General features: G+C 53.0%; 13 protein-coding genes. 7 read left to right on the plus strand and 6 right to left on the minus strand.

The genetic code is table 11. The features are described 5' to 3' along the window. Positions 1-18: 18 nt before the first annotated feature. On the plus strand, positions 19-2,205 hold the full coding sequence (locus tag IH404_RS14960) for a DEAD/DEAH box helicase (RefSeq protein ID WP_194440678.1): 2,187 nt from the start codon (positions 19-21) through the stop codon (positions 2,203-2,205). Between the two features lie 227 nt (positions 2,206-2,432). On the opposite strand, the gene IH404_RS14965 is transcribed toward IH404_RS14960, so the two are convergent. Next, complete coding sequence (locus IH404_RS14965) at positions 2,433-3,422, minus strand: DNA-binding protein (protein ID WP_053256033.1); 990 nt, start codon at positions 3,420-3,422, stop codon at positions 2,433-2,435. A gap of 216 nt (positions 3,423-3,638) precedes the next feature. Between IH404_RS14965 and IH404_RS14970 the strand changes: the two genes are divergently transcribed. The 4 genes from IH404_RS14970 to IH404_RS14985 all read left to right on the plus strand — a co-directional run bounded on the left by IH404_RS14970 (position 3,639) and on the right by IH404_RS14985 (position 6,310). Further along, positions 3,639-4,580 (plus strand): tyrosine-type recombinase/integrase, encoded by a 942-nt coding sequence (locus IH404_RS14970; RefSeq protein ID WP_194438226.1) that lies wholly within the window; start codon positions 3,639-3,641, stop codon positions 4,578-4,580. Between the two features lie 108 nt (positions 4,581-4,688). Then, positions 4,689-5,750 carry a hypothetical protein gene (locus tag IH404_RS14975; RefSeq protein ID WP_194438228.1) on the plus strand — a complete coding sequence of 354 codons (1,062 nt, stop codon included), beginning with the start codon at positions 4,689-4,691 and terminating at the stop codon, positions 5,748-5,750. A gap of 122 nt (positions 5,751-5,872) precedes the next feature. After that, positions 5,873-6,145, plus strand: a complete 273-nt coding sequence (locus tag IH404_RS14980) for a hypothetical protein (protein ID WP_194438230.1) — start codon at positions 5,873-5,875, stop codon at positions 6,143-6,145. 18 nt (positions 6,146-6,163) lie between these two features. Beyond that, positions 6,164-6,310, plus strand: a complete 147-nt coding sequence (locus tag IH404_RS14985) for a hypothetical protein (RefSeq protein WP_194438233.1) — start codon at positions 6,164-6,166, stop codon at positions 6,308-6,310. A 30-nt stretch (positions 6,311-6,340) separates the two neighbouring features. On the opposite strand, the gene IH404_RS14990 is transcribed toward IH404_RS14985, so the two are convergent. Together IH404_RS14990 and IH404_RS14995 are read right to left on the minus strand one after the other, a co-directional pair. Further along, on the minus strand, positions 6,341-7,291 hold the full coding sequence (locus tag IH404_RS14990; protein ID WP_194438235.1) for a hypothetical protein: 951 nt from the start codon (positions 7,289-7,291) through the stop codon (positions 6,341-6,343). A gap of 12 nt (positions 7,292-7,303) precedes the next feature. Further along, a complete protein-coding gene (locus IH404_RS14995) occupies positions 7,304-7,561 on the minus strand; it encodes a hypothetical protein (protein WP_156893503.1) in 258 nt (85 codons plus the stop codon). A 118-nt stretch (positions 7,562-7,679) separates the two neighbouring features. On the opposite strand from IH404_RS14995, the gene mauJ reads away from it, so the two are divergent. Beyond that, positions 7,680-9,017 carry a methylamine utilization protein MauJ gene (gene mauJ / locus IH404_RS15000; RefSeq protein WP_194438237.1) on the plus strand — a complete coding sequence of 446 codons (1,338 nt, stop codon included), beginning with the start codon at positions 7,680-7,682 and terminating at the stop codon, positions 9,015-9,017. Positions 9,018-9,267: 250 nt separating this feature from the next. On the opposite strand, the gene IH404_RS15005 is transcribed toward mauJ, so the two are convergent. The 3 genes from IH404_RS15005 to IH404_RS15015 form a co-directional block, all read right to left on the minus strand. Further along, complete coding sequence (locus IH404_RS15005; RefSeq protein ID WP_194438238.1) at positions 9,268-9,765, minus strand: hypothetical protein; 498 nt, start codon at positions 9,763-9,765, stop codon at positions 9,268-9,270. Positions 9,766-9,940: 175 nt separating this feature from the next. Further along, positions 9,941-10,264 (minus strand): hypothetical protein, encoded by a 324-nt coding sequence (locus tag IH404_RS15010; protein WP_194438240.1) that lies wholly within the window; start codon positions 10,262-10,264, stop codon positions 9,941-9,943. Next, positions 10,264-10,998, minus strand: coding sequence for a metallophosphoesterase (locus IH404_RS15015; protein ID WP_194438242.1), 735 nt, complete (start codon positions 10,996-10,998; stop codon positions 10,264-10,266). The genes IH404_RS15010 and IH404_RS15015 overlap by 1 nt, the downstream gene beginning before the upstream one ends. Positions 10,999-11,291: 293 nt before the next feature. Between IH404_RS15015 and IH404_RS15020 the strand changes: the two genes are divergently transcribed. Further along, positions 11,292-11,666 carry a helix-turn-helix domain-containing protein gene (locus tag IH404_RS15020; protein WP_242462608.1) on the plus strand — a complete coding sequence of 125 codons (375 nt, stop codon included), beginning with the start codon at positions 11,292-11,294 and terminating at the stop codon, positions 11,664-11,666. The last annotated feature ends 1 nt before the right edge of the window (position 11,667 follow it).

An 11,667-nucleotide genomic window follows, 5' to 3' on the forward strand; every position in this document is an offset into this window, starting at 1 on the left:
CCGGAGGTTCAGCAATGGATCTGGTCACAGGGGTGGACGTCCCTGCGTGATGCGCAGGAGTGGGCGGTACCGGCATTGGTGGCCGCCGATCGCGATGTGATCATTGCAGCGTCCACTGCCGCAGGTAAAACAGAGGCCGCATTCCTGCCGATCCTGACCAACCTGCTCAACAACAGTGAGCCAGCCGGCGCGGTGCTGTATATCAGCCCGCTCAAGGTGCTGATCAACGACCAGTGGGACAGGCTTAGCCGGTTATGTGAGAGGCTCGAACTGCCCGTCGTTGCTTGGCATGGCGATGTGGCAGCAAGCAAGAAACAACGGTTTTTGAAATCGCCTGAGGGCATCTTGCTGATCACTCCGGAGTCCCTAGAAGCCCTGTTTGTAAATAGAGGCTCAGGCTTACCTGGGGCTTTTCAGAACCTTCGCTACATCGTCGTCGATGAGCTTCATGCCTTCATCGGAAGTGAGCGTGGAAAGCAGCTGCAATCGCTAATGCAACGGGTTGAAATCGTCGTGGGTAGAACGCTGCCCCGTGTAGGGCTTTCGGCGACGCTTGGGGAGATGTCGCTGGCCCGCAAGTTCCTGAGGCCAGTGTGCCCGGATGGCATCACGGTTATTGAGTCAAAGTCCTCTGGCCAAGAGCTCCAGGTACAGGTGCGTGGCTACATTGAGCAGCCCATGCAGCAGTTGGTGGTGGAACACCCAGGGAATGCATCAACAGATGAAGGCGCAGAGAAGGAAGACACCTCAGGTACCAAAGTGGCTATCGCAGGCCACCTGTACAAGGTGCTGAGGGGGCATAACAACCTGATCTTCCCGAACAGGCGCCAAGAGGTTGAATGGTTTGCCGACCGTCTGCGCTCACTGTGCGAAAACGATGGTGTTCCGAACGAGTTCTGGCCGCATCACGGTAGCTTGTCCAAGGAGCTACGCCAGGATGCCGAGCGGGCGTTGAAAGCGGGAGATCCTCCAGCTTCTGCCGTATGCACTACCACCCTGGAACTGGGTATAGACATCGGTAGCATCAGGACGGTCGCCCAGATCGGCTGTCCACCCTCTGTGGCAAGTCTCAGGCAAAGGCTTGGCCGCTCGGGTCGCCGCCCCGGTGAGCCTGCGATGCTCAGGACGTACTGCCGGGAGCGCCCTTTAACAGATAAGTCGGATCTCTCCGATCAGTTACGTGAGGGCCTTGTCCAAACGGTCGCTATGATCCGATTGCTGATCAGTGGATGGTTTGAGCCGCCTCGATCGGGAGGCCTACACGCCTCGACACTAGTGCAACAGTGCCTATCCTCAATTGCTCAGCTCGGCGGTGCTTCTGCGGCGCAATTATGGGGAAATCTCATCGCAAGCGGCAGTTTTGCGAGCGTCACCAAGCCTGATTTCCTGGCTTTGCTCAAGGGTATGGGTGAGAAGGAATTGATCGTCCAAGACAGCTCAGGACTTCTGCTACCAGGCGAACTCGGGGAGCGGTTGATCAACCACTATGAGTTCTACACCGCCTTCACAAGCGATGAAGAGTTTCGTTTGCTCCGGGATGGGAAGCCACTTGGCTCGCTGCCCGTCAGCAAACCCCTGACCAAGGGACAACGCATCATCTTCGGCGGAAGGCGTTGGCAGGTTCAGGATGTCGACCTCGAAGCAAAGGTGATCGTGGTCACACCGGCGCGGGGCGGCGAGCCCCCTCAGTTTGATGGGCTTGGTGCCCAGGTGGATGATCGTGTCAGGCTTGAAATGCGAAACGTGTTGATGGAGACCACATCCTGCCCCTTCCTGGACAAACACGCTCAAGCGCTCCTAGACGAGGCTCGGAATAACTTCCGCGCTCTCGGGTTGGGTGACGCGGCGATAATTGGCTCTGCCAGCGTAAGCCATGTGGCAACCTGGCGAGGGGATTACACCAACGATGCGCTGGCCTTGTTGCTCAGGCATGTAGGTATTCAGTGTGAAAACACCGGGCTATTCCTGGAAGTTGCATTCGGCGCGGAGGACACATTGCGAGCGTTGCGCGTGGTCGGTCAAATGGACATCTCGAACGTAGAGCCGATCTTGGAAAATGTCGAAAACATGATCCGAGAGAAATGGGATTGGGCCCTTCCCCGCCCGCTTCTTATGAAGTCGTTCGCCTCAAGCCATCTTGATCTCCAAGCCGCGGTCACCACAGCTCGACTCCTTACACTGGAGTCGCAGGTTGGCAACGAATAGGACTTCGCTCTTCTCCACGCCCATGATTTCGGCCGCTTATGTGTAGGTGGCTGCATGGGCTTTGAGCGAGCTGGCTTCGGCTATACAGATACTGGTAAGCCTGAAGTTAGAGGGTATGGCAGGCGCTGGTTCGCATGGGGACTACCTGGCTCGGATCGCGAGCTGCGAATTCTGACAGGAGTACAAATGTACTCAGCGATGTGCTAATGGGTTCAAGGTTCTCTGGACTACGCCTGCGAGCCATCCGCCTCACTCGATACGCGCAAAGCCATGAGCTCAGCCTCTGCGGTGGTGAGTTTGTGTGCCAGATCCACCTCCCTTAGCTTCGCGGCTGCGAATTGCGACTGAGACTCACCAGCCTCTTTAGCCTTTGCTTCCAACTGTTGAGCGAGCAGTTCCTTCGCACCTTCCGCACGCGCGGTAGTAGCATTGGCAATGCTCAGCTCACCCCGCAGGGTTTCGACAGCCTCACGATGTTGCGAGGCTTCCCTGGCATGCTGGCGATTTTCGGCAATGAAGCGCTCGTTATCCCGGATCAATCGGGTGATCTCCTCCTGCTTGACCATGAGCGTCTGCTGAAGGACGGTCAGCTCCTGCTGCAATTGATAGAGCTGGGACTCGTGGCGGTTCAGATCTTGGTCTCGCTGCTCCTTGATCGAAGCACGGTAGTGTTCCAGGGCCTCCCGGGCATGCATATGCTTTTGCTCCAGAGACTGGATCTGCACATCCTTCTCTTGAATCCGGACTTCGAGATCACTGTTGCTCTGGGTGAGCCTGGCGTTGCGCGTGATCTCAGTCTGCAGTGTGGACTGAGTGGTCTTAAGCTCTTCAGTTTGAGCAGCCAAGACATCTCCTTGCGCCCTGAAATGGAGCTTGACTTCATCTAGCTCGCTCTCAAGTGCCTCGGCTCGTGAGACCAATAGCTTACGTTCGTGCTCGAACTCTGCTCGTGCCTCAAGAAAGGCCTGGCTGCCCTCTTCCTGGACTTGATCCAACAAGCTTTCGACGACCCCGCGCAGCGCGCCGCTCATGCGTTCACGAGGGTTCGCTTCTGATCCTGGTGATTCCAGCTGCTTTAGATACCGAGCGATCGTGGTCTTTGAGCCCGTATTTCCAATCTCCACTCGGACTGCATCAATGCTGGGATAAACACCACGCATTAGCAGGCTGTTCCGCGCCTTTTGCACCACCGCTAGGTTAACGCCGCCTCGCGCCATACCCCCTCCAGACGATTTCGTGTCATGTCACATGTCATGCAATTACATAATACGAAAATGCCAAACCTTGCTGTGAACTTGCCGACAACTGGCAAGATATAATCGAGGTTTATAGCTTGTTAGGCCATTGAGCAGGGGTAAAATGACCTGAATATCGGTACAGCTGGCCAGCGAGTCATGGAAGGCTCGAAACGGGGAAATCGGATGGTAGCAGTGGTGAGCAAGGCAGACAGGTTCCTAGCGGCGAGCGTTCGTCAGAACACGACGAAAAGCTATGCAGCCGCCCTCTCCCATTTCGAGGTGGCCTGGGGTGGATACCTACCCACCACCACAGAGTCAGTAGTGCGCTACATCGCTGAGTACGCCGACCAGCTGGCGCTGAGCACGCTGAAGCAACGCTTGGCTGCGCTCGCAAACTGGCACCAAAGCAACGGCTTCCCTGACCCTACCAAAGCACCTAAGGTCAGGCAGTTGCTGAAAGGCATCCGGGCGGTATACCCCGTGCAGCAGAAGCAAGCAGCTCCTCTGGCTTTGCTGCACCTCGCAAAAGCAGTGGCGCACTTGGAGGATGAGGTTGCTCAGGCAAGAGCCGCCGGCAACATGGCCGCCCTTCTCAAGGCGAGCCGTGACATTGCCTTGCTCACGATTGGCTTTTGGAGGGGATTCCGCGGAGATGAGTTGGCCAGGCTCACGATCGAGAACACGCACGCCGAGCGTTACGTCGGGATCAGGTTCTATCTCGGGTCGACCAAAGGAGACCGGCAGAACATCGGCCGCGAGTACAAGACACCATCATTGAGCAAGCTTTGCCCAGTGGAGGCGTACTTGAATTGGATCGAAGCTGCCGGTCTTACAAACGGCGGCGTGTTCAGGGGCATTGATCGCTGGGGCAACATCAGCGATCGCCCACTTGCAGCACACAGCATGATCCCGCTCATTCGAGATACTCTGGGTCGGTGCGGTTTGCCGTCCGAAATCTACAGTGCTCACTCTATCCGGCGTGGCTTCGCCACGTGGGCGGCAAGCTCTGGCTGGGATATCAAGACGCTCATGGAGTACGTGGGTTGGAGTGATATGAAATCGGCTCTTCGCTATGTGGAGCCGGCTCAGCAATTTGGCGGACTACTCCGGAGTTCGGAGGGACTGGAAATGACTTGAGCTAATTTCGTATCTTCTAGATATCTGCGCATGAAAGCGGGCTGCTTGAAATAACAGCGCTGCGAGCCAGAGCATCGGACGAATTATTAAACTGAACAAGGACGAGACATGTACTATAGAACTTTGACCCCGATCAACTGGGAAAAATATTTCGAACAAAAAAGTCAGGGCGGTGAATTTTTTCTTGATTTTGAGATTGATGCTGGTTTCAGCTTCGCAACTGCAGTTGCGCATGAAAAGATGAGAGAAAATTCAGGCCCTGTAGCGCTAGATGAGACTCTAGATGTGCCAGACCTCCGACTTAGCTTTGATTGCACACTGAAAAACTCCCCAATCCAGATCAAGTCAGTGACCATAAAAAACTTGCTTAGAGCAACTTACGAAGCAACCGACAAATACCGCATCTCAACAATCTTCACGCTGAAAAAAATTGATTTCGGCAAACTAGAAAAAGATGTCGCAAGGAGGGTGAAGGATACCCCGGATGTTCCAGTTCAATCTATTATCATGCTGTGCATGGCAGAATACTTTCAAGAGAAGGCAGGCCTGATTAAAGAGATTATCATATCTCATATTGAACTCTCCGGATACTTTGCAAAGCTCACTCCTGCCACCTTGTCTCTATATATAAGGAATGAAAGCGGTATATTTAGGATGCTTCAGCAAGCCGGTGGTCATGAGTCCGCAGGTCATTATCCTATTCACCCACGCAGCATTACTAAAGAAGTTGTCGTTAAGAATCATGAGCGCTTCTCGTTGCTGTCAACTGGCATGAGACGGCATTACCAGAAAGGACTGCATTATAAGTTTCTCGGATTCTATGATGAAAGCTACCTTTGTTTTTATAAACTGATTGAAACCACATTCAAAACGGATAAATTCCAAAGCAAAGCCGTGCCAAGTATTTTCGGCATTGATAGTAAGCAACTGCGGGAGACACTAAATAACTCCAATCAGCGGACAATGGTGCTATTTATTTATCAAATCATCATCAAAGAAAGTTCCGAATTCCCTGAGGTTGAGAAAGCTAAAATTATGACTAAAATGCTAGAGTCTAGCAAAATACGGAACGAAATTGCGCACAGTTCTGATCAGGCCGAAAACAGCAAAGCTATGCTTCCATTTATTATGAGCCTTTCTAACATGATGTTGCTGTACATTGAGCAATAGGACTGTATTGCTTTGCGGTGGTGCAGCATCATTTATAGAGAGGCCTGACCATGAACGAGGGCCTCTCCTGGAACGCATCTGGCCAGCTTCACGCCCCCATCCAATCAGGGTGACGATAGGCCATGGAGAAAGCTCAACAGCTGAAGACAGCTGTGAACGGAAACAAGCTTATCGAATCTCAGATCCATGCCGTAGCGGTCGACGTGATCTTGAAGCAGGTGGCTCCAATGTGGCTGGAGGTTCAAGAGGGCGTGGTTGAGCAACAGAAGCTGGTGAATGCTCTTCACGGCCTAAGCCTAGTGAATGGTGAGCGGCGCAGCGCCATGCTCGATGAATTTTACAGCAAGTATGCCGGAAGCCAGACTGAAAGCCTGCTACGCCGGCTCCTTGGGTAAGGCGGTTACACGGAACAGGTGATTAGCCTTAGCCAGGCGCGGCGCCGGTGGCGTCGTATCCTTCGGCTGGTTGAGGACAGCTGGACGTTTGTCATCACTAGGCACGGAAAACCAGTCTGCAATTTGACTCGAGTCTATGAACCTGCGCCCCACCGTGAGTCCTGAGTAACCCCAAGGCCCAAAGGGTAAGCGAAGCTAAACCCCCTCAAGATTTTTGCATTCCCCCATTTGCCTAACCATCTCGTTAAATTCTTTTCGGGCTTGAATCGCTTCTGGAGTAGCCTGCATCTCCAAATTTACGAGATTGGCAGCCGGGTCAATAACATAAGTCTGAGCTTCTCTATATTTCAAGATTGCTGGCAAAATCAAATAGGCCGGATAGAAACGAAGCGTTCCATTACCAGCTTTCTGTATCATGCCCACCCACCGAGTCTGCTCAGCGTTAGGCTCTACATTTGTAACAACTCCACCGCTCACCCCATTCATCTGTACATGAGTGTATTCGCGCTCAAATCTGAGGTAGGGGCTTCCGTTCTCCATAGTGCAGAAACCAGGATAGGTAAACCGATGAAGATTGGTGGCGAAGTCATGCTCGCTCTCGCCTGCAGGCATTACATGATTTTCCTCGATGGGATACCCTGCCGCCAGGAATATCAATCCTTCCTGGAACTCATCTCGCCTCAGGCAAACAACACTATCTGGAGTATCAAAGTCCAAGAAGTGTTCGGGGTATCCCCCTGGCATCGGTTGCCCCATCTCTACAAGCACAATATCCTCATCATCAATCCAAGGAATATCAGTCTTAATCAAAGACCCAATTTCCCAACCTCGAATTGGATACAGGAGCTTGCTCAGGTCATCCCACTGACTTTTCGCTAAGGCGTTGGTGAAAAATGGCGATTCATTCTGAGGTTCCGAGTAATGAGCTTTTATAACATGCTGCGCCGTCAGAAGAAAAAATTTCTCCTCATATTTTATCAACAGCCCAGTGCCGCCAAAGTTATAAAGCCAGTCTGCAAAGAAATAACCCCTCTGCTCCAGTTCTTCATTGCAGTGGGTGAATATAAGCCGTCTGGACGCCTGGATCATATTGCCTTGCACAGCACGAGATATAAAACCATCAAGCTCTGACCAAGTGAATGACATCTCTCTACGCTCTCAATCTAAGCTAGCAACATAAATCTGAATTGCAGTGACGCCTTGACTCATCTCAGCACGCACGCAATACCCTTTGTAACGACCAAGCAATCGTTGCTCCAACCCAGTCATCAAACTATAAAAATCAGCAGATGAGTCATCACCTCTAGATATACTCATTTCAAATTTAAAATTTTTGCTTTTTGCCGCCTCTCTATTTATCGCACCACTGACATCCTCAAAAGCTCTGTCTATCACAGATTGACTCAGCACAACCATGCTCCTTTATCCACTAGGAAGTTTTCTCTCGCTCGAAGCAAGTATATCGCCCCGCTGATGTAGTTTGAATATAATCTGGAGTGGCACACCGCCGCCACCAACTTTTAGGAGCCCCTCAATGCTGGCGACCGACGATCCTTTCGAACTGGCCGAGCGGTACCAGAACCAGAGAGGGCAATGGGTGGTAGGTGGGCTAGAGACCCAGGTCTTCTGGCCAAACCGCCCTCAATTCATCAGGTTCGAAAATCTTGATTTCCTTCTGCAGCCGGCAGTGGTCGACGGTCAGCACCGCAGCCTCCCTGCGATCGCGATTCGAGCAAATGGCTTTGGATTAACGGTTAACGAGGGCCGTGCAGCTGTCATGCGCCTGGCCACAGCTATTGCTTGGCGTGAAAGCAAGAAGGTTGACATCGTCATGTGGGGAGGGGGTAGCAGTCCATTCCGTGTAGGCAGGATGCTGAACAACGCTATCACCGAGTTTTTCTCAGACGAGAACCTTCATGTCCCACAGAGCGAAGAAGCTCGAAAGGCGCTCGCCTACTACCGTGAAGGGCTATCACTCGGAAATCCATTCTACTCCTTCCTTGGCTTCTACAAGGCCTTCGCCCGCTCTCTTCCCAATGGCCGTGAACGAGGGCCATGGATTGAGCATGCCCTGCTCCGCATGACGGACAGAGAGGCAATCTCCCGGCGTGAAGAGCTTCAGGCGCAAGGTGACAACATCTCCGAATACCTGGCAACGCAGGGTCGCCACGCAATCGCTCACGCTGAGCGAGAAGATATCGTCGACCCCGATGACCCGGATGACCACCAGCGAATCCATCTCGACAAGCCACTGATGCGCCATCTCGCAGAGCTGGCAATGGATGAACGGCTCGGTGTACCACCCCCATCGTCCTATGAGGGCGAGCACCTCTACGAGCTAGAAGGTTTTCGCACCCTATTCGACAACGAGCAATTAGGTGCGCTTCGGAGAGGTGAGCTTGCTCAGGGCCGCGAGTACATGCTTCCTGATGATTTTTACGTGATGGCTCGGAAAGGTAAATCGTGCGTGCATCTCGGAGGGATGCGTATGACAGCCGGTGGCATGGATCAAGGGAAGCTCGGCGTCAGACTCGAATCACCGAATGGCAAAGTCGCACTTGAGTTTTGGATGGACTTCAGAGATGAGCGACTGATCATCGACCCGATCGGTGGATGTGTACTGCTCAACAAAAAGCGCGAAAGCCGAAGCGATATTCAATCCGAGATATCCCTAGAGCAGTTTAAATTCCTGCTCTACTGCAACGGTTCGCTGGAGATATGGTCAGCCGACCGAGAGCGCCGGATGGGCAAATCAGAGGCATACATGCTGCCTGCGAATTGGAGCCCGGATTTCGCAGGGCATCAGCGCACCCTCACTGGACTAAACGAACTATTGCAGGAAATGCCAGAGATTGGAGACGATCCTCAGTGAGCTGAGGTGGTGAGAGTTCGATTCCAAATTCAGCCGCGGTGCCCTCGATCCCCTGGTCATGAGTCATGATCCAGCGAATGTCATCTGTTGACGCGGCACGCCACTGCTGTGAGCTCAGGTGGAGAAGCCGTCGATAGGGATTCTGCCGGTTTCGAATCTCCAAAAGCGTACCGAAGAGATCAAAAATTACCGCTACTGTCGTTCGTTGCTCCTCATCGGTACGCAGCCTCGCAGCTGTTTGGACTAGCCGCTACTGCACAACGACTCCATGCGCAGCAAGCTCGCTCACCAGGGTGCTTCGACGTAGCATCCGGGGGATTTTAAAGAGACTTCTGTATGCATAGAAGAGGCACACAGGCGTAAACAGCAGCCCGATACCAAAAGTCGCTGTTGCGATGATCAAGCCCGCAGGAATTGCCGCTACGGCGAAAACAATGCCTTTGAGAATGCTGGATTTAGCAACGTGCCGCAGGTGATCAAGGTCATACTCAATCTTTCCATCTGCCTTTTGGAAGGCCACTAGAACGATGGTTTTCTTGTTCAAATGCTTGAAGTACCACGTACGAGGCTTGTCAGTAACAATCGCCCCGTGCCTTTTCAAGTAGTCCAACATGCAAACTTCTTTGAAATAGAAAGTTTTTCCTTCACTGTCTTCGCACCGAACTTGGCTATAGAGCGTATCAATGTCAGCGGAGTTTTTAACAATGTAGTTCTTAACAGTGAGCTCAATTTTTTTCAGATCAGACATGCATTTTCCTTAGTGCACTTTGAAGTGGTACGTGAATGAGAGCGCACACGAAGCCGTCCAGCGGATTGGTCTGCGGGATACATAAAGGTCTAAATCCAAAGCGCTCGCCGCGCCTTGCCAAGTACTACAGCTCGAAAACGGCGCTTGGGCCGGGTGAGTCAACCCAATTGGATGCTCACCGCGGCTCGCTGAGCTCACTAGCGATAACGTAGTAGTCTTTGCCACTTAGGCTGCGCATTAGCTTGAACCCCGCCCTTGTCTCAACCAGCTGAAGTGGAGGCGTAGCAACCGTCATTCCATTCGAGCTTACGTTTGACTGATCGTTGTAAACGAGCGCCGCATAGCTCTGCCCTACCCTTGCCGCGTTGACAAGGTAAGCGTCGACCACCGCACCCCAGGAAATGCCCTGTGCCTGGATGACCTCCGAGGGAAGATCCTGATCGAGCTCTATCGGCTCGACGGCGTGGTCAAAAAAGTGCTTCATCGCCGAAGTGGCCATTAGATTTGGATCTCGAAGTAAGGGTCAAAACCGGTGCTCTCCTCAGGGTAGCCACGGGGGTTTGAGATCACCCGGCAGCCGGCCAGCTCAACATCTGTAGCCTCATGCGTGTGACCGAACACCCACACATGGGCCTTCTCGATCAAATGCGGCCAGTCGTTGGTGTACGCTGCAGTAAGATGCCCTTCATGCTGCTCACCAATCACCACGGTAGATGGTGAGTGATGGGTCACCACTACCGTTTTGCCACCAAACGGTCGAGCAAGTTCTTGGGTGAGCCAGTCCTTGGCGATGTGGTTCCGGGTAACCAGGTCATCCGGTCTCAATCGTCTGTAGTTCGAGTCTGCCCTGATGTACTTGAAGTCGTTCATGCCTTGCCTGGCAGAGTTGCTGGCCGCCAACAAATCCCCTGTGACGCTGTAGTCAGTCCACGCAGTAGTACCCAAGATCCTGATATCACCCAGTATGAGTGCTTCATTCTCTAGCACGTGGACATGGCCGGCCGCAGCATCCTTCATTTTTTGCAGGGTGCGATCGATGTGACCGTCGTAGTACTCATGGTTCCCTGCGATATACGCGACGTGGCAGGCGAAGGTATCGTTGGCCCACTGGACGCCCCTGGCCTTCTTGTTGATGTCGCCGGCGAGGATCACCAGGTCAACCCCAGCATCGAGGGATGGGAGGGCGAAACGGTGGAACTCGGCATGGAGGTCTGAGTAAATTCTGATTCGCAAACGCTGGCTCTTGAGGATTTAGCGGTAAATTGACGGAGGCCGGATCTGTAAGCGCGGCAAGCGCTAGCGCGCTCCAGCGTGACGGAACGTGTCCAGCAAGAAATAGTGAGGCGTCGCCAGTTGCCTTGCACGCACTATATTGCATGGAGAACAACCGCGCAATATGGCTTTATCCTCGGCTTTGGGTGCTCCAAATGTCGCTGAGAGAACCGTTGGCCGCAGTCTTGAGGCTGTCACGCGCAGCTCGGAACCTGTCCCAAGAAGATTTCCATGGTCGAGTCGAGGCTCGGCAAATGAGTAACATTGAGCACGCCAAGAGCAATCCCACCCTGTCAACGATAGAGGAATTTGCCTCAGTACTCGACATTGATCTTGTCGCTCTACTGGCGGTGGCTTCGTCCTATGCGCGTCACCAAACACCCAAGGAGTTCTTGAAAGGCGTGGCTGTTGAGATAGCGAAGCTCGAAAGGCTGGGTGTGCTCGATAAGCTCCATCATGAGTTCGAGGACGGTAAGCTTCACTCAGTCCATCCCCGTATCAGATCTGGAGAGGCCAATCGGCAAGCGGTGCTCAAGTGCAAGGCTGAAGGAAAAAGCCAGAAAGAGACGGCGGAACTGCTGGGGCTCGACAAGTCTAGGGTTAGCAGGCTCTGGAAAGACGACCATTAAG

This window comes from Pseudomonas sp. OST1909, from assembly GCF_015277575.1.
Taxonomy (GTDB): Bacteria; Pseudomonadota; Gammaproteobacteria; order Pseudomonadales; family Pseudomonadaceae; genus Aquipseudomonas; species Aquipseudomonas synxantha_A.